Here is a 23,047-nt window from a genome sequence, read left to right as displayed (position 1 = left end):
ACCATCATGAAAACATACCTCATCACCGCCTCGCTCCTGTGCGCCACCGTTGGCGCCACTACCGCACTTGCCGACGATGGCTCAAAGTGCCACTTCCATGGCGCCAAGCCTGCGGCGGAAACCCAGGTGCTCGGGTGCGCGAACGAGCGCAAGGCCACCTTGATCAAGCAAGGAAAGCTCGAGACGTCGTGGAAGGACGTCAAGCCAGGCAAGCCCGAGCAGGTCGATGGCAAGAAAGGCAAGGAGTGGAAGCTCACCTTCAAGAACCCGGCCGCCACGGACAAGGCGAAGGAGACGCTCTACATGTTCTACACCCTGCCAGGCAACTTCGTGGCGGCGAACCACACCGGCCAGTGATGTCATGCTGAGCGGGCCAAGCATGCCGCCAGCGCTGCAGGGCGGCGTGCTGGCATTGGTGGCCGCCGCTCTTTGGGCTGAGCACGCCGCCGGTCCAACGTCTCGGGCAGGGCCTTGGCCCCTCTACGACAGCGGCGCGGCTCCACGGCCGCGCCGCGGTGGTCGCGTTGCTGTTGCGCCGCCGAAGTTCCCGGGAGGCCCGGTTGCAACGATCGGACTTCCCCGGCTCCTGGCCATGGCCGCAATGGGCGCAGCCGTGGGCCCGGTCGCACTGGCCTGGGGGTTGCAGCACACCAGCGGCGCCAGAGCGTCTCTGATGCTGACTCTGGAGGCGGTGTCGGATCCCTCAGTCACCGGCTCCGACACGACCCTGTGCAGCGTGCTCACGGTCACGTGCCCGATGTGCATCACCAGCACCGGCACTCCTGAATATTGATTGACGTTCAACCTTAACCAAGGAGTCCTTCGAATGGGCTGCTGCCGGTTTCATAGACACCTTGTTAAGGTGGAAAATGAAACTGGAGGTTGTTCATGGGAACGAGAAGGCAATTCAGCCGGGAGTTCAAGCTTGAGGCCGTGAGGCTGGTCAAGGACAGAGGGGTATCGGTGCCCCAGGCGGCCAAGGATCTGGACGTTCACGAGAACGTGCTGCGCAAATGGGTTCGCGAGCTGGAGGTCGATCCGCAGCAGGCCTTCCCTGGCAAAGGGGTGATGAAGCCCGAGCAGGCTGAGATCGAAAGGCTGAAGAAGGAAGTTGCCAAGCTGCGGATGGAGCGCGACATCCTGAAAAAAGCCGCGGCCTACTTTGCCAAGGACTCACTGTGAAGTTCGAGTTCGTGGCGAAGCACCGGGTGGCCTGGCCGGTCAATCTGATGTGCGAGGCGCTCGGTGTCTCGCGAAGCGGCTTCTACGCCTGGTTGGTGCGGCCCAGAAGCCGGCGCAGCCGGGAAGACGAGGTATTGGGAACGCATGTTCGTCAAAGCTTTGTGGGCAGTGATCGCACCTACGGATCGCGCCGGGTCTGGCACGACGTGCTGGCCCTGGGCCATCGCTGTGGACTGCACCGTATCGAGCGGCTGATGCGTGAGCAGGCCTTGCGCGCCAGGCCGCGCCGCCGGGGATTGCCCAAAGACAGTGGCGCACGCAGCGCCATCGCCGACAACATCCTTGACCGCCAGTTCGTGGCAAGTGCGCCCAACCAGAAGTGGGTGGCCGACTTCACCTACATCTGGACGGCCGAAGGCTGGCTGTATGCGGCTGCAGTGATGGACCTGTACTCGCGCCGGATCGTGGGCTGGTCGATGCATGACAGCATGACCTCGCAGTTGGTGGCCGATGCATTGATGATGGCCGTGTGGCGCCGCGGCAAACCGGCCGCACTGCTGCATCACTCGGATCAGGGCAGTCAATACACCAGCGAGCACTTCCAGGAATTGCTCAAGGAGCAAGGCATCACCTGCAGCATGAGCCGCGCCGGCGAGGTCTGGGACAACTCGGCGATGGAGAGCTTCTTCAGTTCACTGAAGACAGAAAGAATTGCCAGAAAAGTCTATCGATCCAGAGAGCAGGCCCGTGCCGACGTGTTCGACTACATCGAGCGGTTCTACAACCCGAGGAGACGTCATTCGACGGTGGGCTACGTCAGTCCGATAGACTTTGAGAAAGCTCAAGAAGCTTAGGCCGGTGTCCACGGAACCGGCAGCAGCCCAGAATGACAAAAACCCGATGCAGGAGATGGGCCGTCATCGTAGCAGTGATTGCAGCGACTCTCGCGGGTGCAGGCGTGTTGGCAATGTTCGCCTTGGAGTATGTCACCCGTGATTGAGGCCGAGCCTTGGCGCCCGTGTCTACGTGGCCGAGATCGCTGACTGCTTTGCCGGGCAGTGGCCGCGTCTGCGAGCGCTGATCTCAGCGTCCACCAGCGACCGAACCAGTTGTCCACCTGGAACCGAACCGGGCGTCCGGTGTAACCGAAATACCGAAATATGCACCAGCGCCTTCAAGACTAATCCCACTGCCCCAGGGCAATCAGCCGAATGACCGTAGGCCTTCGGCTCCGTCTGGGCATCGGTTCTGATCCCGCGCTGGGCGTAGCGGCTTGATGCTCCTCATTGCCGTCCGCGCTCGACCTTGGCGAACACTCGAGTTCAACTACGTCGAGCGCGAGCCTAGATCCAACCCCGTTGCCGCGCCCACCATGCTGCTGAAACAGCAGTGGCAATCCACAACGCTAGGATGACGACCGCGCCCACGTAGCTACGTGGCTTTGAACCCTGAGTGGTCAGCCAATCGTCGGCTTGGATGCGGGACTCGGCCATCACTCGCTCCGGAATGAGGCGGACAGTGAGCCAAATGAGAATTGGCAACAAGATCACGTCATCCAAGTAACCCAACACAGGGATAAAGTCGGGTATGAGATCGATAGGACTCAGCGCATATGCGACCACAACCACTGCCAGAGCCTTGGCAAGCAAGGGCGTTTCGGGATGCTTGCGGGCGAACCAGAGTGTCACGCCGTCGCGTTTGACTTTTTTTGCCCACTGCTTGGTGCGCGCGATGAAGCCACTATTTGACACCTTATCAGTCTACCCGTCGCAGGGATGTTGGAGTTGACACGGACGAGGGATACTTTCTCCCGCGGCCGCCAGCCTTCAGCGGGAGGTCAAGCCGCCTGGCGCAGTGAAGGGATCCCAGTTCGGCTTCAGCTGGTCGATCACCTGGCGCGCTTGGAACTCCGCGGCCTGCACCGCTCGCTGCTCCAATTCATAAGCGCCGACGCTCTGAACGCGTTCAAGCACGTTGACAGCGCCTTGATCGCTGGGCCGCTCGTTGCTGATGTCGCAGAATCCTACGAAGGTCTTCGGCATCATCTCCCGTGCATAAGCGGTGATGAAGTACCCCTTGTAAGCTTGAACAGCCTTCGGTTCCATTCAGCAATTCTGCGCGCGCAAGCCCGCTTTGCCAAACCGCTTGGTCGCCTTGGCGCCCGCGAACATCAACTTAACTGTAGTGCGCTTGTAAGAGGTCCGCACCATCGTCGAATCGGGACCTCTTGGCTATGTGGGCTCCCGAGTCCAGACGCGCCGTCGCTTCACAGTCACCGGAACCGAGGAACGCACTTGCTCCGCTGTCCAAAGCCCATGGGTATGCCCGGCTAGAGCGCCGACCTTGCGCAGATGCGCCGCGACTCGGCTCAGGTTGAGCGACTGGTGAACATCTCCGTTCACTTGGTTGTAGGCCCCGTTTTCGTCTACGGCCAATGCGCCGATCTCCATTCCGCGCCTGATCGTCCCAAGAAACACGAGGCCGGTCGTCGCAAAAGCAAATCGTTGCCAACTTTCGCCGAGGACAATCTGCACGTCGTCTCTGGCGCGTCTGGTTTTGAGTTCCATGGGTCGTCGTTGGGTATGCACCCTATTCTCTCAAACGCCAGCGGGGTACCCGAGCGTTGCTGCACAATGCCGCCGAGAAATCCCCGATGAGCCGGCGATCGACCTGGCCAGCAGATGGTCGGTGAAGGCGATGGAGTTGCCTAGGCCTACGCGATAAGCGGAAGGACGGATGTCACTGTCGCAGCCAGGGCCCGCAGGATCCAACTGTCCATATTGTGAGGCTCCAACCCCCATCCCACGGCCAGTACCAGGGCGGCCACCAGACTCCCCAAGCAAACGGCGATCAGTAGCCGAAGGTTGCCGAAGCTCCAGTCCATTGAGTTGACCAGCCATGCCGCCAGGATCGCCGCGAGAACGGCACTGGTGGCCAAGCCAACCAGCCGTGTGCGCGGACGAGCATGCCCTGCAACGCCGAGCATCAGGTCACACCGCGCTGCCGGCTTGATGACGATTGGCAGGCGCTGCGGAAATGCGAAGTCCATCGTCGCGCTCGCAGATCATCGGGCCGGCGGGTAGCCGGCTTCGGTCAGGGCCTCGGCGAAGTCGTTGCGGTCTTCGTTCGAGTCGATCTTGATGATCTTGGTGTTCAGGTCGACCTCGACCTTTGCGGCCGGATCGACGAGCTTGCAGGTCTGGGCAACGGTGCTCGCGCAGTGGCCGCAGCTCATGTCGGGCAGGTTCAGTTCAATCACGCCTTCTCCTTGAAATTTGATGAAGGGCTGCATCGTCGAGCTTGCCTCCGTGTCAAGGTCAACCCGATTGCGCGGTACAGCCCTACAAGATTTAGGGACTTGACCCTGCCATGATGTCAAGCTTGAACATTCCTCTGTCGCCCGAGTTTGGGCGCAAGGAGCCGATATGCAGAACACAACGACATTGCCAGTGAAGCTGGCGAACTTGAATCTGGAGAAGTTGGGCATTGAGCTGCCCATCGAGGGCATGACCTGCGCCTCGTGCGTGGCCCGTGTGGAGAAGGCGCTGACCAAGGTGCCTGGGGTGGAGAGCGCAAGCGTGAATCTGGCCACCGAGAGAGCCAGCGTCGCGGCCTCGCCTCAGGTGGATCTCGGCGCGCTGCGCAAAGCGGTCGAAAATGCAGGCTACTCGGTGCGCGAGGAGCAAGTGAGCCTCTCTATCGAGGGCATGACCTGCGCCTCTTGCGTCGCTCGCGTGGAAAAGGCGTTGCGCAAGCTCCCCGAGGTCGTTTCGGCAGAAGTCAATCTCGCCACTGAGAAGGCAGAAGTCAAGTTCGTCGGCCACCTCGACGAGGTGCTGCCTCGGCTCGTCACGGCGGTGGAGAAGGCGGGCTACCAGGCGAAGCTTGCGCAGTCGGCGGAAGCGGCGGCGCAAGCGGGTGGGGAAACAGCGGCGCTGCCTGATTGGTGGCCCGTTGCAGTTGCAGCCACCCTCTCACTGCCTCTTGTCCTTCCCATGCTGGGCATGTTGTTCGGCGCCGACTGGGGGCTCCCCGGCTGGTGGCAGTTGGCCCTGGCCACGCCCGTGCAGTTCTGGCTGGGCGCACGCTTCTACCGCTCCGCCTGGAAGGCTGTGAAGGCGCGTGCGGGCAACATGGACCTGCTCGTCGCGCTAGGAACGTCGGCCGGGTATGGCCTCTCGCTCTACCTGCTCATCGCCCGCATCGGCCACGAGGGTCACGGCGAGGCACCCCATCTCTACTTCGAGGCCTCCGCAGTCGTCATCACGCTGGTCCTGCTGGGCAAGTGGCTTGAGCACCGGGCCAAGCGCCAAACCACCGAAGCGATCCGAGCCCTCAACGCGCTGCGGCCCGACACCGCGCGCGTGCGGCGGGGAGACGAGGAATTCGAGGTGCCCGCCGGCCAGGTCAAGGTGGGCGACGTGGTCGTTGTGCGCCCGGGCGAGCGCGTACCGGTGGACGGCCAGATCCTGGAAGGGTCCACGCACGTCGACGAATCGCTCATCACCGGCGAGAGCCTTCCGGTAGCGAAATCTCCCGGTGCGAAGGTCGTCGGCGGCTCGGTGAACGCAGAAGGGTTGTTCACAGCCACCGCCACCGCCGTGGGCGCCGAGTCGACGCTCTCGCGGATCGCTCGAATGGTGGAATCCGCGCAGGCCAAGAAGGCTCCCATCCAGCGCCTGGTCGACCAGGTAAGCGAGGTCTTCGTGCCGGTGGTCCTGGGAATCGCCCTCCTCACCCTCCTTAGCTGGGGCTTCGCCACGGGAGACTGGCAGAGCGCGATCCTCAACGCCGTCGCGGTTCTGGTCATCGCCTGCCCTTGCGCGTTGGGGCTCGCCACGCCGACGGCCATCATGGCCGGCACTGGCGTTGCCGCGCGGCGCGGCATCCTGATCAAGGACGCCGAGGCGCTGGAAGTCGCCCACAACGTGAAGGTCGTCGCCTTCGACAAGACGGGCACCCTCACGGAAGGCAAACCGCACCTGGTCGCTTTCGAGGCGGCCGATGGAGACCACTCGGGCCTTCTGCGCCTTGCAGCGAGCGTCCAAACCGGAAGCGAACATCCCTTGGCCCGCGCAGTGATGGACGCCGCCAAGGAGAACCTGGTGAGCGTCGCTCCGGTGCAGGACGCCAAGGCCGTCGCAGGCCGCGGTATGTCGGCCCATGTGAAGGGCCAGGCGCTCAGCCTCGGAAGCTCTCGCTGGATGCAAGAGCTGGGCGTCGATCTTGCGCCCCTGGCGTTGCGCGCGCGAGAGCTGGAAGACGAAGGGCGCACCGTCTCGTGGCTGGCCGAGGGCGCGCGGCCCGCGCGGCTGATCGGCCTGCTTGCGTTCGGCGACGCGGCGAAGGCCACCGCCAAGGAGGCGGTGGAGAGCCTGCGAGAGCAGGGGATCAGGGTCGTCATGGTCACCGGCGACAACAAAGGCGCCGCACGCGTGGCCGCGCAGGCGTTGGGCATCGACGAGGTGCGCGCCGAAGTTCTGCCGGCGGACAAAGCGCAGGTCGTCTCCGAGCTGAAAGCGGGCGGCCAAGCCGTCGCCATGGTCGGCGACGGCATCAACGATGCGCCGGCCCTGGCTGCTGCGGACGTGGGCTTTTCGATGTCCACCGGTACCGAAGTCGCCATGCACGCGGCAGGAGTCACTTTGATGCGCGGTGATCCACGCCTCGTGGCAGACGCGATCGAGATCTCGCGCATGACTTACGCGAAGATTCGCCAAGGCCTCTTCTGGGCTTTCATCTACAACGTGGTTGGCATCCCGCTCGCAGCGTTCGGGTTGCTCAATCCCATGCTCGCCGGCGCCGCCATGGCGTTCTCCTCGGTGAGCGTGGTCGCCAACGCATTGACGCTGCGCCGCTGGAAAGGCAGGGCCTCATGAGGACGGTTACCGAGGGAATGAATATTGGAGAGGCTGCCGAGAAGGCGGGCGTGACTCCGAAAATGGTGCGTCACTACGAGTCACTAGGGCTGCTGCCCAAGGTCCGGCGTACGGAGTCAGGGTACCGCGTCTATGGCGCGTCCGAGGTTCACACGCTGCGCTTCATCAAGAGGTCGCGCGACCTTGGCTTCTCGATTCCGGAGATCAGCGAACTGGTGAAGCTCTGGCAAAACCGGAGGCGCCCAAGCAGCAGCGTGAAGGAGGTCGCCTCCGCGCACCTGCAGGAGCTTGACCGCAAGATCGAAGACTTGCAGTCAATGCGCAAGACGCTCGGCCACCTGATCCACTGCTGCCACGGCGACGATCGGCCCGACTGCCCGATCCTGGAAGACCTGGAGCGCTTCGCCGCCCCTGCCCTGAAGAAGCCGAAGTCGAGACCGCAGGAACCGAGGGCTCGGCCAAAGTGAGCAGCGGAACGGCGAGTAGAAGACGCCCGTCCATGACGAGGGTTGCGCCTCAGGTCGCTTCGGCTATCGGGGCAAGTTCTCCCGACGGGCGAAGCAACGCATACAGGGCCAGAATCCCCAACAGGAGGCTCCCCGCCAAAACGGGGGCTTGCAAGTCACTGCTGTATACCCGGACGCCGATCAATACCAGGCAGATGAGGGTGCCCGCAGCCGGCACCCAGCATGAGATTTCAAACCGGCCGACCCATTCACTCTGGCACCCCTTGAGGATGAACAGGGCACTGTTCACCACTGCGAAGACGGCAAGCAGCCGCATCACGGAGGCCGAGGCAGGTTCGCGAACCCAAGCGGCAACAGGATTGCCAGCGGCATGATGGCTGCAAAGTGCGGCGTGCTCCGCCACCTTGACGATTCGTCAACTCTTCGCCGTCTTGGTCGCGCTTGCTCGCGGACCCTGAAGGCCTCACCCGTCAGCTACAGCATGAGCTACGGCGCGCCGGGCCAGCAACACCGGCATCCGGCGAACGTGGCTGCCGGGTGCCGCAGCAGCATCCGCCAGCAGCGGGTGCCGAGCGGAGCGCGGGTGCGGTGAACTTTTCCGGGGTGTAGCCCGCCTCCTGGATGGCTTCGGCCAGCTCGCTTTCCGGGGCGGTGCTGAGCACGGAGACCCGTTTCTGCGGGATGTCGACTTCAAGGCGGGCTTCCTTGTCGACGCTCGCCACGGCCCTGGCGATGGCGCTCGCGCAGTGTCCGCACGTCATGTCAGGGATAGAAAAGTTGATCATTGGATGGTGCCATTCTGGGTTGATGAACCGAGCATCAACCTTGCTATCGTGACAAGGTCAAGTACTTTCTTCAAACCCGTCAGCGTTCAATTTGGTCGCCTTGCTGATGCGACCACGAGCCGAGCCGTCAGAGGCAGCGTATCGGGACTCAGGAACTCACCGCTGTCAAGCCGTACTCAACTCCCAACGTCAGGCAGGAAGCCACAGTCCTAGCACTGAGGACCGCTGTCACGACCAGTCTGCGGCGGTGTTGGGGCGGTGTCTGCGATGGGACCTTGGAGCGCGATTGCCGCGCGCAACGCATGCAGCCACGTCTCCCAAGCTGCCTGATCGTGCCCAAGCTGGCCGGGGATATGTCCTTTCAGAGCCGCCCATGCCTGCGTTTCGGCGGCGTAAGCGCTGGCAAGCTGCTGGGAGTCTGTAGGCATCTCCTTACGGTGCACCCAATCGTGAGGTGCGTCTGCCCTCAACCGTGCATAGCGCGAAATAGTGATTGAGGGCCGCGCGGGTTTGGCACGGGCTGCAGGCGAGCGCCGGAGAGGTACTGAATTTTTAAGTGCGATGGGATGCTCACGCGCTGTCGGGCGTGCTCGCGAAACCCTGGCGCCGTCGTAGCGGTCAGGACTGTCGTGATCCGCACAGTTTCGGACAACCAAAGCCGTCTGGCCTGGAACTGCCTTTTGCAAGCGCCGGGATGCTTTACGCTGTACCCATGATTCCTGTCACGGGGGCTACCTGTCGATTGGGCCAGCTTTTGGAGCAGCTTGCCCCTCGAAATTGAGGACCGGCAGCGCTAGCCGTGCGCGGCGTAGGCCGGTACGGCCGTGCTGACCTGACTATTGCAACGGAAAATCTCCAGCTGCCTTTAAACTCTGGCTAGTTCCAGCCCGATATGACTCTCACCCGCCGCTCTCGCCTGTTCACCGTGATGCTCTCACTGTGGGCATTGTTGTTTGCGCAAACCGCGTTGGCCGGGTATGTCTGCCCGGGCGCGGCCAAGGCAGTGCAAGTCGCGGAGATGATGCAGGCCGGCATGCCCTGCGCCGAGTCGATGTCGCGCGCCATGGACGACGAGCAACCCGGGCTGTGTCACGCGCATTGCCAGGCCGCCCAGCAAAGCGCCGACAACTACCAGCTTCCGACGCTGGCCAACCTGGCCGAGCTCGGTGCGGTGCTGACCGTGACTGTCGCGTCGGTGAACGGCGACGAGCCCCTGTTGCAGGCCTCTCTGTTGCGGCGTGCCACGGCCCCACCCTTGGCCGTTCGCAACTGCTGCTTCCGCATCTGACCTCCTAGACCGCGTCGCCGCTGCCTGAGCGCTTCGCGCGGGCAGCTCGTCTTGCTGTCTGGAGGTTCCATGTCTTCGTCTCTCGCTCGCTGCTGGCTTTTCGCCGCCTCTTTCCTCGCATTCCAGGCCGCGCCGGCCTTGGCTCAGCAAGGCCTGTCCCTGCCCGATGCCCAGCGCATCGCCTTGGCCCGGTCCAATCAACTCACGGCCCAGGACGCGGCCGCTGCTGCCGTGCAAGAGATGGCCGCCGCTGCGGGCCGGTTGCCCGACCCGGTGTTGAAGCTCGGCGTCGAAAACGTCCCGATCAATGGGCCGGATCGCCTGAGCCTGTCGCGCGATTTCATGACCATGCGCCGTGTCGGCGTCATGCAGGAGCTGCCGCGGGCCGAGAAGCGCCAACTCAGGGTGGAGCGCCTGCAGCGGGACGCCCAGCGCGTCCAGGCCGAGCGGGCACTGGTGGTCACCAATATCCAGCGCGATACCGCCATTGCCTGGATCGAGCGCTACTACACACAGGCGATTCTGGATCTGCTGCGCCAGCAGGTCCAGGAGACCGAGCTGCAGGTGCAAGGGGCCGAAGTCACCTACCGCACCGGCAAGGGAAGCCAGGCCGATATCTTCGGCGCCCGAGCCGCCGTGGCCAATCTGCAAGACAAGGTGCAGCAGGCGGAGCGCCAGTCTCGCAGTGCTGCGCTGATGCTGGGCCGCTGGATCGGCCCTGACGGAGCGACGCGACCCCTGGCCGGCGCCGTCCCGTGGAAGGAGACCACACAAGCCCACCTGCTCAACATCGACCAGCTCAAGCGATTGCCCCAGTTGGGCGTGCTCGCCGCGCAGGTGGAGGCCGCCGAGATCGAGGTGAGGCAGGCCCAGGCCAACACCCGCTCCGACTGGACGGTTGAAGCGATGGTCAGCCAGCGCGGATCGGCTTACTCCGACATGGTCTCGATTGGAGTGTCCATCCCGCTGCAACTGGATCGCGCGAACCGGCAGGATCGCGAAGTGGCCGCCAAGGTCGCGTCGCTCGCGGAGGCCCGCGCCAGGTTCGAGGATGCACTGGCCGCGCACGACGCAGAAGTGCGGGTCCTGACCAACGACTGGGAGGCCGGCAAGGGCCGAGTGGCCCGCCTGACAGCCGACCTCCTGCCGGCGGCGCGGCAGCGTGCCGAAGCGGCCGCGACGAGCTACCGGACGGGCCAAGGCGACCTGGCCGCACTGCTTTCCGCGCGTCGCGAGGAAATCGACGCCCGCATGCAGGTGCTCTCACTGGAGATGGAGACCGCGCGGCTCTGGGCCCAATTGAACTACCTCACCGCCGACGGCGGCACGGCAACCGGTTCGAAGGAGCAACCATGACCAAGAGACAACGCATTGGCGTGGCGCTGATCGCCGCCGCACTGCTGGCGAGCGGTTGGGGCCTCTATGCGCTGGGTGAGCGGCGCGGCATGGCCGCAGCGCCCACCACGCCGGCCGGGCCAGCCGGGCCAACCGCACCCGCGCCACAGGCGGCGGTGCCGCAGAGCATCGCCGAGGGGGAAGACGCAACCCGGCGCCACATCAGCGCCGGCATCAAGGCCGGCGATGTCGATCCGGCGACTGGCAAGAAAGTGCTCTACTACCACGACCCCATGGTGCCGGGCAACAAGTTCGACAAGCCCGCCAAATCGCCCTTCATGAACATGATGCTGGTGCCCGTCTATGCGGATGGAGGCAGCGACCAGGGCAACATCACCGTGAGCCCGCGCATCCAGCAGAACCTGGGCGTGCGCACGGCGCTGGTGACCGAGGGAATGTTGTCGCCCCAGGTCTCCGCCGTCGGAAGCATCGCCTTCAATGAGCGCGATCAGGTGGTGGTGCAGGCCAGGGCCGCCGGTTACGTGGAGCGGCTGCACGTGCGCGCCACCTTGGACCGGGTTGCCAGAGGGCAGGTGCTGGCTGAGCTCCATGTGCCCGACTGGGTGGCGGCGCAAGAGGAATTCCTGGCAGTTCGCCGGATGCAGGGCACGAACCTGGGCACAGTGATCGACGGGGCTCGCGCCCGCATGCGACAGGCGGGCATGAGCGAGGAGCAGATCAGGAAGGTGGAAGCCAGCGGGAAGCCCGACGCGCGCATCGGCATCACCGCGCCCATCGGTGGCCTGGTGACCGAATTGGCCGTGCGCGAAGGAATGGCCGTGATGCCGGGCGCCACGCTGTTTCGCATCAGCGGGTTCTCGACCGTCTGGGCGAACGCCGAAGTCCCGGAGAGTCAGGCAGCGTTGGTGAGGCCTGGCGCAAAAGTCCAGGCGCAGACCACGGCTATCCCTGGAACAACATTCGACGGCCAAGTCCAGGCGCTGTTGCCGGACGTGAGCGCGACCACCAGAACCTTGAAGGCGCGGGTCGAGCTTGCCAATGCCCGCGGCCTGCTGGTCCCGGGCATGTTCGTGTCCATGCAGTTCATGGACACGCGGGCCGAAAAATCCATCCTGGTCCCCACGGAGGCCGTGATCCAGACGGGCCGGCGCACCGTGGTGATGGTGGCCGAAGAGAACGGCAGGTTCCGGCCGGTGGACGTTCAGGCCGGCATCGAAAGCGGCGGCCAGACGGAAATCAAGAGCGGCCTGCAGCCCGGCCAGCGGGTGGTGGTGTCCTCGCAATTCCTGATCGACTCCGAAGCCAGCCTCAAAGGCGTCGAGGCGCGGTTGAACGAGACACCCAAACCCAGCCAGGCCGCTGCGCAGCCGCGGCATGAAGGTGAAGCAAAGGTCGAGGCCCTCAACCGGGAGGCGGTGACCCTGTCGCACGGGCCGATCCCTTCGATCAAGTGGGGGCCCATGACGATGGACTTCAAGCTCCCGCCGCCCAAGGACATCCCCCGCAACCTGCAGGCGGGCGACCGCATCACCTTCGAGTTCTTCATGGACAAGGATGGACTGCCGCAGCTCACGCGGGTGTCGCCCATGCCGGCGCAGGCCCCAGGGAGCAAGAAATGATCGCCCGGCTCATTCGCTGGTCGATCGTCAACCGCTTCCTGGTGCTGCTGGCCACGGTGATGATCGCCGCCTGGGGCGTCTATGCGCTGCTCAAGACGCCGCTCGATGCCTTGCCGGACCTCTCGGACGTGCAGGTCATCATCCGCACCACCTATCCCGGCCAGGCGCCGCAGATCGTCGAGAACCAGGTCACCTACCCGCTGACCACGACCATGCTCTCGGTTCCTGGTGCGAAGACGGTGCGTGGCTATTCCTTCTTCGGCGACTCCTTCGTCTACGTGCTGTTCGAGGACGGCACCGACATGTACTGGGCCCGTTCGCGAGTGCTCGAGTACCTGAACCAGGTTCAGTCGCGCCTGCCCGCCGCGGCCAAGCCTTCGCTGGGCCCCGACGCCACGGGCGTAGGCTGGATCTACCAGTACGCGCTGGTCGACCGCAGCAATTCGATGGACGCCGGCCAGCTGCGCGCGCTGCAGGACTGGTTCCTGAAATACGAACTGAAGAGCGTCGCCAATGTGGCCGAAGTCGCTTCGGTTGGCGGCATGGTTCGCCAGTACCAGGTGGTGCTCGACCCTGACAAGCTGGCCGCCTATTCCATCCCGCACACCAGGATCGTCGAGGCCTTGCAGAAGGCCAACCAGGAGAGCGGCGGTTCGGTGCTGGAACTGGGAGAAGCCGAATACATGGTGCGGGCCTCCGGCTACCTCAAGACGTTGGACGACTTCCGGCAGGTGCCGTTGATGACCACGCCTGCAGGCGTGTCCGTGCGCCTCGGTGATGTGGCCCGTATCCAGATCGGCCCTGAAATGCGCCGGGGCATTGGCGAGCTGGACGGCCAGGGTGAGGCGGCCGGCGGTGTGATCGTGATGCGCTCGGGCAAGAATGCCCTGGAGACCATTGCGGCCGTGAAGGAGAAGCTGAAGTTACTGCAGGCCGGACTGCCCAAGGGGGTGGAGATCGTGCCGGTCTATGACCGCTCCAGCCTGATCGAGCGCGCAGTGGAAAACCTCGGGTTCAAGCTGTTCGAGGAATTCCTGGTGGTCGCCCTGGTGTGCTTCGTCTTCCTGTTCCACCTGCGTTCGGCCTTCGTCGCGATCGTCTCACTGCCCTTGGGCATCCTGGCGGCGTTCATCGTCATGTACTACCAGGGCGTCAATGCCAACATCATGTCGCTGGGCGGCATCGCGATCGCCATCGGTGCGATGGTCGATGCGGCGGTGGTGATGATCGAGAACGCCCACAAGCATCTGGAACATTGGAAACACGACCATCCCGACGAGAAGCTGGAGGGAGAAGCGCGATGGCGGGTGATCGGAGACTCCGCGGCCGAGGTGGGGCCGGCGCTGTTTTTCTCTTTGCTGATCATCACGCTGTCGTTCATCCCGGTGTTCACGCTGGAGGCGCAGGAGGGGCGGCTGTTCTCTCCCCTCGCCTTCACCAAGACCTATGCCATGGCCGCGGCTGCCGGCCTTTCGGTCACGCTGATCCCGGTGCTGATGGGCTACCTGATCCGGGGCCGCATCCCCGACGAGAAGAGCAATCCGCTCAACCGCCTTCTCATTGCCGGCTACCGGCCGCTGCTGGATGCCGTGCTGCGCGCGCCCAAGCTGACCCTGGTGATCGCCGGCCTGGTGCTGGCCACCGCCCTGTGGCCTTTGATGCGCGTCGGCGGCGAGTTCATGCCGCACCTGGACGAGGGCGACCTGCTGTACATGCCGTCCGCATTGCCAGGCTTGTCGGCGGGCAAGGCGGCCGAATTGCTGCAGCAGACCGACCGGTTGATCAAGACGGTGCCCGAGGTCGCCAGCGTCTACGGCAAGGCGGGCCGGGCTGAAACGGCCACGGATCCAGCGCCGCTGGAGATGTTCGAGACCACCATCCAGTTCAAGCCGCGCGAGCAATGGCGAGCCGGCATGACCACCGACAAACTGGTTGAAGAGCTGGACAAAATCGTGAAGGTCCCGGGCCTCTCCAACATCTGGGTGCCGCCGATCCGCAACCGCATCGACATGCTGGCCACGGGAATCAAGAGCCCGGTCGGCGTCAAGGTTGCCGGCACGGACCTGGCCGAGATCGACAAGGCGACGGCCGAGATCGAGCGCGTGCTCAAGGACGTGCCCGGCGTATCGAGCGCACTGGCGGAGCGCCTGACCGGCGGCCGCTATGTGGACGTCAACATCCGGCGCGATGCCGCGGCGCGCTTCGGCCTGAACATTTCGGACGTTCAATCGGTGATCAGCTCCGCGGTGGGCGGGGAGAACATCGGCGAGACCGTGGAAGGCCTGCAACGCTTCCCGATCAACGTCCGCTACCCCCGCGAGGTTCGCGACTCGCTGGAGGAGCTGCGCCGGCTGCCGATCGTCACGGAACGCGGCGCGCGCCTGGTGCTTGGCGACGTTGCCGAGATTCGGATCACCGACGGACCGCCGATGCTGCGCAGCGAGAACGCCAGGCTATCGGGCTGGGTGTATGTCGATATCCGCGGGCGCGACCTGCGCTCCGCCGTGCAGGACATGCAACGCGTGGTGGCGGAGAAAGTGAAACTGCCGCCTGGGTATTCCGTCTCCTGGTCGGGACAGTTCGAGTTTCTGGAACGGGCGACAGCCAAACTCAAAGTGGTAGTGCCGTTCACGCTGCTGATCATCTTCGTGCTGCTGTACCTGACCTTCAGCCGGTTTGGAGAAGCGTTGCTGATCATGACCACCCTGCCCTTCGCCCTGGTGGGCGGTATCTGGCTGCTGTACCTGCTCGACTACAACCTCTCGGTTGCGGGCGCGGTGGGCTTCATCGCCCTGGCCGGTGTCTCAGCCGAGTTCGGGGTCATCATGCTGCTGTACCTGAAGAACGCCTGGAACGATCGGCAGGCCGAAGGCAAGACCAGCCATGAGGACCTGCTCGACGCGATCCGCGAAGGCGCGGTGCTGCGCGTCCGCCCGAAGGCCATGACCGTTGCAGTCATCCTGGCCGGTCTGTTTCCGATCATGTGGGGCAGCGGCACCGGTTCCGAAGTGATGCAGCGCATCGCGGCGCCCATGGTCGGCGGCATGATCACGGCGCCCCTGTTGTCGATGTTCGTGGTGCCGGCAGCGTACCTGCTCATGCGGCGGCGGCGGCGGCGGCAGAATGCCGTTGGCGGAATTGCTTCCGAGCGCGAAGCGGCAATGAAAAGCAAAGAGGTCTGAGCGGAATGGATCAAACGGACAAACTTACCATCGGGCAATTCGCTGCCTTGGCCGCAGTCAGCGTAGAGACCATCCGGTTCTACCAGCGCAAGGGCCTGCTTCCCGAGCCCCCCCGGCGAGGTGGGAGCATTCGCCGTTACGGGTCGGCGGACGTCGAGCGTCTGCGATTCGTCAAGTCGGCCCAGAACCTCGGGTTCAGCTTGGACGAAGTCGCCGAGTTGCTGAAACTGGAGGACGGTGCGCATTGCAAAGAGGCGAGTTCCCTGGCCGAGGCCAAGCTGGTCGGCATCCGCAAAAAGCTGTCCGAACTCTCGAGGATGGAAGCGGTCTTGTCCAGCTTGGTCAACGCCTGCCACGTCGGCCGGGGCAAGGTGTCCTGTCCGCTCATCGGCGCCTTCCATTCCGCCAACTGACCCCACTGGTTTCGCTTGACTCCGTAGTCGAGTACGGCCTTAGCCTTGGCACATGAATGTTCAAACGCCGCCTTCCGAGGACGCCCCGCGCTCGAGCTCGATCGCGCTCGGCGCCGCCGCAGTCGCATCGTTTCTCGCATCGGCCTGCTGTGTTGCGCCGCTCGCGTTTGTCTTGGTGGGGGTTTCCGGCGCGTGGATCGGGCAGCTGGCCGCGTTCGAGCCGTACCAGCCCATCTTCCTTGCGGTAGCCGCCCTCGCGTTGATCCTGGCGTGGCGGAAGATCTGGCGCGCCCAGGATTGCGGCGACGGCCGACTGTGCGCGGCACCTGCGGGAAAGCGGGCTCAGAAGTTCACGTTCCTGCTCGTTGCCGGCTTGCTGGCCATCGTGCTGGGTTTTCCGTTCGCAGCCCCGTTGTTCTATTGAGGAAAAACATGAAAACTGCCTTTCTGATCTTTGCGCTCCTCGCCAGCAATGCGTTCGCCGCCCTGCAAACGGTGACGCTGTCGGTGCCGACGATGAGCTGCGCCTCTTGTCCCGTGACGGTCAAAGCCGCCCTTTCGAAGGTCGCCGGCGTCTCCACCGTCAAGAGCGACCTGGCCAAGCGGCAGACCACGGTTGTCTACGACGATGCGAAGACAGACCTCGCGGCTTTGTCCAGGGCGACCGCCAACGCCGGATTTCCGTCCGCGCCTGTGACGGCCTCGAAATGATCGCCGAGCCCCAGCTCGCCTCGACCCTGACCTGCCCCGCGTGCGGGCACTCGAAGGGTGAGACGATGCCCACGGACGCCTGCCAGTGGTTCTACGACTGCGAGGGCTGCGGCGCCGTGTTGAAGCCCAAGCCGGGGGATTGCTGCGTCTACTGCTCGTATGGAACGGTTCCCTGTCCGCCAGTCCAGGCCTCCGGCTTCAACAGCTGTTGCGGATGATTCGCTGACGCTCGGCTGACCAAGAGGTCCATGGAGGGACTTCGTCCGAACTTGCTCTATTATTCTAATTATCGTTAGAATGTTCGGATGGACAAGCGCAACATCAAGGATTTGCTCTATGAGCAGGTGGCACGCATCGGCAAGGCCGTGGCAAGCCCGAAGCGGCTGGAGCTTCTTGAGGTCCTGGCCCAGAGCGAGAAAACCGTCGAGGCCCTGAGCGCCGAACTGTCAATTGACGTCAAGCTTGCCAGCGCCCACCTCAAGGCGCTGCGCGCGGCGCGTCTGGTGGATAGCCGCCGGGACGGCAAGTACATCGTCTATCGCCTGAGTGGCACGGATGTGGCCGGGCTGTGGGTCACGCTTCGCCAAGTTGCGGAGGAGCACCTGGTCGAACTGCGCCTGGCCATCGACCAGCTGGTGGCGGACCCGGCCAAGCTGTCCAAGGTCAACCGCGCGGACTTGCTCGAGCAGGCCCGGCGCGGCGATGTCATCGTGATCGACGTTCGCCCCGAGGCGGAGTACGACACCGCCCACCTCCCATTTGCCCGTTCCATGCCGGTGGCCGAAATCGAGCGCAGGCTGGCCGAGCTTCCCCGCAAGCGCGAAATCGTCGCTTACTGCCGCGGTCCGTTTTGCATGCTGTCGGACGAGGCGCTCAAGCTGCTCAATGCCAAGGGCTACAAGGCCCGCAAGATTCTGGATGGCGTCAGCGAGTGGGAGTCCGCCGGCCTCCCACTGGAGCGCCGGGCCGGCGCCTGAGCGCGCTGGGCAAGTACTGGAGGCCCTATGTTTTTCAAGCAACTTCCCACCCGTGAAGCGTCGCTTTCATACTTTTTCGGCTGCGCTGGCCATGGCAAGGCGATCGCCGTCGACGTGGTGGCCGGTGACGAAGATTGGTTCGTTCGCGAGGCGGCGAGCGCCGGCGTCACGATCACGCACGTCATCGACACGCATCTGCACGCAGACCACTACTCGGGAGGACGCGCTCTCGCCGGGATGGCAGGCGCTCCCTATTGCCTCCACGAAAGCACAAAGGACGTCGTCGGATTTGAGTTCGAGCCGCTGCACGACGGGCAACTGCTCGATATTGGAAACGTGAAGGTCACGGTCTTGCATACCCCCGGTCATACGCCGGAAAGCATTTGTCTCATGGTCAGCGACTTCCGACGCGGCGAGACGCCATGGTTCCTGGTGACCGGTGACACCCTGTTCGTAGGCTCCGTGGGCCGGCCTGACTTGCTGGGCAACGAACGGGCGATGGCAGGCCTGCTCTTCGACAGCATCCACGGCAAGCTGCTGTCCCTGTCCGATGCGGTGGAAATCTTCCCGGGCCACCAGGCCGGCAGTGCCTGTGGGGCAGGCCTGTCGGGAAAACCCTCTTCGACCATCGGCTTCGAGAAGCGGTCGAACACGGCACTGTCGCTGCCCCGCGGCGAATTCATTGAGCACCTCCTGGCCGATCTTCCTGCGCGCTCGGATGAAATGACCGCGATCGCGGCCGTCAATGCCGGCCTACAGCATGCCTCTTGAACACGGCATCCGGGGCAACGCCCCCCAGTTCGTACAGCTGCTGCTTCAGGTGCTGCTGGTGGGCCTGACGATTGGCATGATGCGCACCGTCGTACCGGCTTTGGCCGAAACCGAGTATGGCGTGCCCCGCGATTCATTCGTCCTGCTGTCGGCCTTCGTGCTGGCATTCGGGCTGGTCAAGGGGGTTCTGAATTTCGTGGCTGGAAGACTGTCGGAGCGCATCGGACGCAAGAAGGTGCTGCTAATGGGCTGGGTGGTGGCCGTACCGATCCCCGTGATCGTCTGGCTCGCGCCCAGCTGGGACTGGATCGTCTTCGCCACCGTGTTGCTGGGGGTGAACCAGGGCCTGTGCTGGTCGATGACTCAGACCGCCCAGCTCGACATCACCCGCCCGGAAGAGCGTGGCCTGACGCTGGGCTTGAACGAGTTCTCCGGGTATGTGGGCGTGGCTGCCGCGGGGATCGCGACGGCCTACCTCGCTGCCGCCATGGGTCCGCGCATCGGCCTGTTGGTATTCGGTTTGACTGTGGTGGGTGCGGCTTTGCTGCTGGCCATCTTTGCGGTGCGCGAGACCTTGCCGTGGGCGAAGGCCGAAACCGCAGCTCACCTGCGGGCCGATCCCAGTCGCCTCTTGCCACGCTATCCGCGCAATGTGCCCGCACAGCCCACCACCTGGGAGGTCTTCGCGTTGGTCTCTTGGCGCGACCGCCGATTGGCCGCGATCAGCCAGGCCGGTCTGGTCGAGAAGTTCGTGGATGCACTGGTCTGGGTGTTCTATCCGGTCTTCCTGTACCAGAAGGGAGTGAGCTTACCCAACATCGGCTGGATCATCGGGGTCTATGGCTTCGTCTGGGGAGGCTCGCAGCTGTTCACGGGCCGGCTGTCCGACCGGGTGGGTCGCCACATGCCCAACGTCTGGGGGATGTGGCTATGCGGCGCGGGGGTAGCGATGATGATGCTCGGCGAGGGGGTGACCTGGTGGCTGGCCTCAGCGGCGCTCACCGGCTTCGGCATGGCTTTGCTCTACCCGAATCTTTCCGCTGCCGTGGCGGATATTTCCCATCCGTCGTGGCGCGGCAGCGCCATCGGCATCTATCGGTTCTGGCGTGATCTGGGCTACGGCATCGGCGCTCTCGGGCTGGGTCTGGCCAGCCACTTCTCGGGCCGCATCGAAACCGCATTCGCTTTCGTTGCAGTGTCGATGGCGCTCTCCGGCGGCTTGCTCTTCGCGTTCGGAGAAGAGACCCATCCACGTCTCAACCCCGCGACGCCCGACCCGCTGAACCCTTCCAATCTGATCGAGAACTGAAGATGCTTGCAAAACCCATGCACCGGCAGGTCCTCGTGTTGGCCACCGCCCAAGCCTTATTTCAGACCGCCTCCGTTCTGGTGATGACGATCGGCGGACTGGCCGGAGCGTTGGTGGCGCCGTCGCCGGAACTGGCGACGCTTCCCATTGCTGCGATGTTCCTGGGAACCGCTGTGACCACGGTGCCGGCGTCGACCTGGATGGCCAAGGTGGGACGCAGGTCGGGTTTCCTGGCCGGCTCCCTGCTCGGCGTGCTGGCTGGGCTCCTGGCAGCACTCGGACTTTGGCTCGGATCGCTTTGGCTGCTGTCCGCCGGTACGTTCCTGGTGGGCGCATACCAAGCATTCGCCCAGTTCTACCGATTCGCCGCCGGCGAAGTTGCCGATGAAGCATTCCGCCCCCGCGCGATTTCCCTGGTGCTGGCCGGCGGGGTGGTGGCGGCACTGCTGGGGCCGCTGCTTGGACGCTGGGGTGGTCCTCTGTTGAACGCGACATACATGGGGTCGTTCCTGCTTCTGTCAGTCGCTTCGCTGCTTGCCGCAGGCGTCCTTCTCGGGCTGAAGATCCCGCCCGCGCCGGCTGCGACAGCCCAGGGCGGGCGGCCGTTGCTCGACATCGTCCGCCAACCGGCCTATGGGGTGGCGCTGTTCGGCGCGGCAACCGGCTATGGCGTGATGATCCTGGCCATGACGGCCACGCCGCTGGCCATGGTTCACCACCAGCACCATCTTTCCGACGCGACGATGGTGATCCAATTGCACGTGCTGGGGATGTTTGTTCCGTCCTTCTTCACCGGCTCCCTGATCGCTCGCTTCGGTGTGCTGCGGATCATGCTCGCCGGCGTGGCATTGTTGGCAGGCCATGTGCTGATCAGCCTCACGGGAACCGGCTTCCACTCCTTCGCCGGCGCCTTGGTGCTGCTGGGCGTGGGTTGGAACTTCCTCTACATCGGCGGAACGACCCTGCTCACGACCACCTACACGCCCGCCGAAAAGGGCCGGGCCCAGGCGGCGAACGACATGACGATCTTCGCCGTCGGTTTACTGGCCTCGCTGGTCGCGGCTCCGCTCTTGCAACTGCTCGGTTGGCAGTCCTTGAATCTGCTGTTGCTGCCCTGGCTCGCGGTGGCCGCGGCCGCGCTTTCAGGATTCGGCATCGTGCGTGCCCGTCTGGCACCACGCTGAACGCCCGCTCTCAATCGATTCGACGTGTGCAGTTCCTGGAGGCCGTTACCCCTGGAGACGGTCTCCTAGCAACAACCAGGTTCAGGGCAGAAAAGGATGAGCGATGGTCAAGCGGAAGTTCATTGTTTACGCCGCGGGCGCCGGTCTGTCCGCGCTGTTGGTGTCCAGCTGCGGCGGCGGAGGCGACAACGTGTCGCCCCCGCAGGCCACCAAGGCCTGCGTCGCAGGTAGCGCCTGCGTCACCACAGTGGCGGGAACGGGCGAATCCGGAAATGTCGATGGTTCGACACACGACGCGCAGTTCTGGATGCCGCACTCGGTGGCGATCGACGCCGAATCCAACGTCCATGTCGCCGACTACGGGAACAACAATCTCACCCGCCTCATCTCGAAGGGCGGCGTCTCGACGCCGTCAGAGGACTCGATCTCGTTCCCTCACCCCGCGAATGTCGCGACCGACGCTAGTGGCAATCGGTATGTGGCTGACACGTACGGCAACAGGATTCTGAAGACGACGCCGGCGGGAGACACCACGGTGTTTGCCGGCACGGGGCACTCCGGTGGCGTGGACGGTGACGCGTCCACAGCGACTTTCAGTCTCCCTGCGGGGCTGGCTTTCGATGTGCACGGGGTTCTCTACGTGGCGGACATGGGCAATCGGAAAATCCGCAAGATCACTCTGATTTGACGATGGACCAAGTGAACCATATACGGCGCTGTCAACACGCCGAGTACCCTGAACCCGTTTGCCGATACTTGAAATAGTGTCAATGAGCGCCTCGATCTACCTGGACTACAACGCAACCACGCCAGTGGCACCCGAAGTCGCCGAGGCGATCCAGCCGTTCCTTTACGGCCTGTTCGGCAACCCGTCGTCGTCGCACAGCTACGGTCGTGCAGCCGCGGACGCGATGGCCGGCGCGAAGCACCAGGTTGCACGCCTGATCGGTGCCGAGGATGACGAGATTGTCTTCACCGGCACCGCGACCGAGGCGAACAATACTGCCCTGCTCGGCGCCGCGTCGGCCTTGGCCGACACCGCGAGGCGGCACATCGTGGTCAGCGCCGTCGAGCATCCCGCCGTCATGCAACCGGTTCTGCATTTGCGCTCGCAAGGCTGGGACGTGTCGCTTGTGCCTGTGGACAGCGCCGGCTGCGTTCTGATGTCCGCGATTGACGAGGCTTTGCGACCAGACACCGCCTTGGTTTCGATCATGCACGCGAACAATGAGGTGGGCACGATCCAGCCGCTCGCCGAGATTGCCCGCCGGGCCCGCGCCCTCGGAATTCTCGTGCACACGGACGCGGCGCAGTCGATCGGCAAGATCGGTGTCAACGTTGATGCACTCGGCGTGGATCTGCTGACCATGGCGGGTCACAAGTTCTATGCACCCAAGGGTATCGGCGCGCTGTATGTGCGCCGGGGCACGCCCCTGCGCAGGATCCTTTTCGGTGCCGACCAGGAATGGGGCCTGCGCCCCGGCACCGAGAACGTTGCACTGTCCGTCGGCTTGGGTGTCGCGGCTGAATTGGCGCACAAGCTTCTGCCGCAGGTAGGGGCGATGCGCAGGAAGCGCGACGCTTTGCACGAGCAGCTGACTGCCCAGGTTCCCGGATTGCAGCTCAATGGCCACTTCGCCGAACGCCTTCCCAACACGCTCAACGTTTCCTTCCCCGGCGTTGACGGTGCGGACCTACTGGCCAGGGCGCCACAGGTGGCCGCCTCCACGGGCTCGGCTTGTCATTCGGGCCGGCGCGAAGCCAGCGGCGTGCTCGCGGCCATGGGAAAGAGTTACGAGGCCGCCCGTGGGGCCGTGCGGCTGTCGGTCGGACGCGACACTACCGATGAAGACGTTCAGCGGGCAGCCCAAGGCCTTGTTCAGGCTTGGCGGCAGCTGCGCGAGGCCTGAAATCTGATCGGATG

General features: G+C 64.2%; 25 protein-coding genes and 1 pseudogene. 19 read left to right on the top strand and 7 right to left on the bottom strand.

Going from position 1 to position 23,047, the window contains the following annotated elements; translation table 11 throughout:
• The first annotated feature begins 6 nt into the window (after positions 1-6).
• The 3 genes and pseudogenes from FN976_RS24270 to FN976_RS24260 all read left to right on the top strand — a co-directional run bounded on the left by FN976_RS24270 (position 7) and on the right by FN976_RS24260 (position 2,036).
• Entirely contained in the window at positions 7-357 is a 351-nt protein-coding gene (locus tag FN976_RS24270) for a DUF6488 family protein (protein WP_145895774.1), read from the top strand.
• Positions 358-361: 4 nt separating this feature from the next.
• Positions 362-694: pseudogene (locus tag FN976_RS24265) on the top strand (EamA family transporter); the annotation flags it as partial.
• A gap of 194 nt (positions 695-888) precedes the next feature.
• Positions 889-2,036, top strand: a protein-coding gene (locus FN976_RS24260; RefSeq protein WP_145895772.1) for an IS3 family transposase whose coding sequence is annotated in 2 segments (ribosomal slippage) — positions 889-1,150 and positions 1,150-2,036 — 1,149 coding nt in all. Because the reading frame shifts where the segments join, the coding sequence is not laid out codon by codon here.
• A 489-nt stretch (positions 2,037-2,525) separates the two neighbouring features.
• On the opposite strand, the gene FN976_RS24255 is transcribed toward FN976_RS24260, so the two are convergent.
• From FN976_RS24255 to FN976_RS24235, 5 genes are all read right to left on the bottom strand, one after another.
• Entirely contained in the window at positions 2,526-2,933 is a 408-nt protein-coding gene (locus FN976_RS24255; RefSeq protein ID WP_255440808.1) for a YkvA family protein, read from the bottom strand.
• Between the two features lie 75 nt (positions 2,934-3,008).
• Positions 3,009-3,287: a hypothetical protein gene (locus tag FN976_RS24250; RefSeq protein ID WP_145895770.1), complete on the bottom strand. Its 279-nt coding sequence runs from the start codon at positions 3,285-3,287 to the stop codon at positions 3,009-3,011.
• 126 nt (positions 3,288-3,413) lie between these two features.
• The gene (locus tag FN976_RS24245; protein ID WP_145895768.1) at positions 3,414-3,749 is read right to left on the bottom strand and encodes a hypothetical protein; all 336 of its coding nucleotides are present in this window, start codon (positions 3,747-3,749) and stop codon (positions 3,414-3,416) included.
• A gap of 146 nt (positions 3,750-3,895) precedes the next feature.
• The gene (locus tag FN976_RS24240) at positions 3,896-4,231 is read right to left on the bottom strand and encodes a hypothetical protein (protein ID WP_145895766.1); all 336 of its coding nucleotides are present in this window, start codon (positions 4,229-4,231) and stop codon (positions 3,896-3,898) included.
• Positions 4,232-4,246: 15 nt separating this feature from the next.
• The gene (locus FN976_RS24235; RefSeq protein ID WP_145895763.1) at positions 4,247-4,441 is read right to left on the bottom strand and encodes a heavy-metal-associated domain-containing protein; all 195 of its coding nucleotides are present in this window, start codon (positions 4,439-4,441) and stop codon (positions 4,247-4,249) included.
• 166 nt (positions 4,442-4,607) lie between these two features.
• On the opposite strand from FN976_RS24235, the gene FN976_RS24230 reads away from it, so the two are divergent.
• Together FN976_RS24230 and cueR are read left to right on the top strand one after the other, a co-directional pair.
• Positions 4,608-7,061, top strand: coding sequence for a heavy metal translocating P-type ATPase (locus tag FN976_RS24230; RefSeq protein ID WP_145895761.1), 2,454 nt, complete (start codon positions 4,608-4,610; stop codon positions 7,059-7,061).
• On the top strand, positions 7,058-7,528 hold the full coding sequence (gene cueR, locus FN976_RS24225; protein ID WP_145895759.1) for a Cu(I)-responsive transcriptional regulator: 471 nt from the start codon (positions 7,058-7,060) through the stop codon (positions 7,526-7,528). The genes FN976_RS24230 and cueR overlap by 4 nt, the downstream gene beginning before the upstream one ends.
• 49 nt (positions 7,529-7,577) lie before the next feature.
• Here the strand turns inward: cueR and FN976_RS24220 are convergent, their stop codons facing one another.
• Positions 7,578-7,931 (bottom strand): hypothetical protein, encoded by a 354-nt coding sequence (locus FN976_RS24220; RefSeq protein WP_145895756.1) that lies wholly within the window; start codon positions 7,929-7,931, stop codon positions 7,578-7,580.
• Between the two features lie 67 nt (positions 7,932-7,998).
• The gene (locus tag FN976_RS24215; protein ID WP_186511150.1) at positions 7,999-8,313 is read right to left on the bottom strand and encodes a heavy-metal-associated domain-containing protein; all 315 of its coding nucleotides are present in this window, start codon (positions 8,311-8,313) and stop codon (positions 7,999-8,001) included.
• 892 nt (positions 8,314-9,205) lie between these two features.
• Between FN976_RS24215 and FN976_RS24210 the strand changes: the two genes are divergently transcribed.
• The 14 genes from FN976_RS24210 to FN976_RS24145 all read left to right on the top strand — a co-directional run bounded on the left by FN976_RS24210 (position 9,206) and on the right by FN976_RS24145 (position 23,033).
• Positions 9,206-9,601, top strand: a complete 396-nt coding sequence (locus FN976_RS24210; protein WP_145895754.1) for a hypothetical protein — start codon at positions 9,206-9,208, stop codon at positions 9,599-9,601.
• A gap of 69 nt (positions 9,602-9,670) precedes the next feature.
• On the top strand, positions 9,671-10,957 hold the full coding sequence (locus tag FN976_RS24205; protein ID WP_145895752.1) for a TolC family protein: 1,287 nt from the start codon (positions 9,671-9,673) through the stop codon (positions 10,955-10,957).
• Entirely contained in the window at positions 10,954-12,576 is a 1,623-nt protein-coding gene (locus tag FN976_RS24200) for an efflux RND transporter periplasmic adaptor subunit (RefSeq protein WP_145895750.1), read from the top strand. Before FN976_RS24205 ends, FN976_RS24200 begins: the two co-directional genes overlap by 4 nt.
• Positions 12,573-15,758: an efflux RND transporter permease subunit gene (locus FN976_RS24195; protein WP_145895748.1), complete on the top strand. Its 3,186-nt coding sequence runs from the start codon at positions 12,573-12,575 to the stop codon at positions 15,756-15,758. Before FN976_RS24200 ends, FN976_RS24195 begins: the two co-directional genes overlap by 4 nt.
• A gap of 5 nt (positions 15,759-15,763) precedes the next feature.
• Positions 15,764-16,171, top strand: a complete 408-nt coding sequence (merR, locus tag FN976_RS24190) for a mercury resistance transcriptional regulator MerR (RefSeq protein WP_145895746.1) — start codon at positions 15,764-15,766, stop codon at positions 16,169-16,171.
• A gap of 52 nt (positions 16,172-16,223) precedes the next feature.
• Complete coding sequence (locus FN976_RS24185) at positions 16,224-16,595, top strand: mercuric transporter MerT family protein (RefSeq protein ID WP_145895744.1); 372 nt, start codon at positions 16,224-16,226, stop codon at positions 16,593-16,595.
• 8 nt (positions 16,596-16,603) lie between these two features.
• Entirely contained in the window at positions 16,604-16,882 is a 279-nt protein-coding gene (gene merP, locus FN976_RS24180) for a mercury resistance system periplasmic binding protein MerP (RefSeq protein ID WP_145895742.1), read from the top strand.
• On the top strand, positions 16,879-17,100 hold the full coding sequence (locus tag FN976_RS29570) for a GDCCVxC domain-containing (seleno)protein (RefSeq protein WP_145895740.1): 222 nt from the start codon (positions 16,879-16,881) through the stop codon (positions 17,098-17,100). Before merP ends, FN976_RS29570 begins: the two co-directional genes overlap by 4 nt.
• A gap of 87 nt (positions 17,101-17,187) precedes the next feature.
• Positions 17,188-17,859 carry an ArsR/SmtB family transcription factor gene (locus FN976_RS24170; protein ID WP_145895738.1) on the top strand — a complete coding sequence of 224 codons (672 nt, stop codon included), beginning with the start codon at positions 17,188-17,190 and terminating at the stop codon, positions 17,857-17,859.
• 27 nt (positions 17,860-17,886) lie between these two features.
• A complete protein-coding gene (locus FN976_RS24165; RefSeq protein ID WP_145895736.1) occupies positions 17,887-18,630 on the top strand; it encodes an MBL fold metallo-hydrolase in 744 nt (247 codons plus the stop codon).
• A complete protein-coding gene (locus FN976_RS24160; protein WP_145895734.1) occupies positions 18,605-19,939 on the top strand; it encodes an MFS transporter in 1,335 nt (444 codons plus the stop codon). Before FN976_RS24165 ends, FN976_RS24160 begins: the two co-directional genes overlap by 26 nt.
• A gap of 2 nt (positions 19,940-19,941) precedes the next feature.
• Entirely contained in the window at positions 19,942-21,123 is a 1,182-nt protein-coding gene (locus FN976_RS24155) for an MFS transporter (RefSeq protein WP_145895732.1), read from the top strand.
• Between the two features lie 103 nt (positions 21,124-21,226).
• Positions 21,227-21,811, top strand: coding sequence for an NHL domain-containing protein (locus FN976_RS24150; RefSeq protein WP_145895730.1), 585 nt, complete (start codon positions 21,227-21,229; stop codon positions 21,809-21,811).
• Positions 21,812-21,893: 82 nt separating this feature from the next.
• Positions 21,894-23,033, top strand: coding sequence for a cysteine desulfurase family protein (locus FN976_RS24145; RefSeq protein ID WP_145895728.1), 1,140 nt, complete (start codon positions 21,894-21,896; stop codon positions 23,031-23,033).
• The last annotated feature ends 14 nt before the right edge of the window (positions 23,034-23,047 follow it).

It is taken from the genome of Caenimonas sedimenti, assembly GCF_007833165.1.
Classification (GTDB): Bacteria; Pseudomonadota; Gammaproteobacteria; order Burkholderiales; family Burkholderiaceae_C; genus Ramlibacter; species Ramlibacter sedimenti.
The sequence above is the reverse complement of the archived record's forward strand: the minus strand, read 5'-3'. Positions and strand labels throughout refer to the sequence as shown.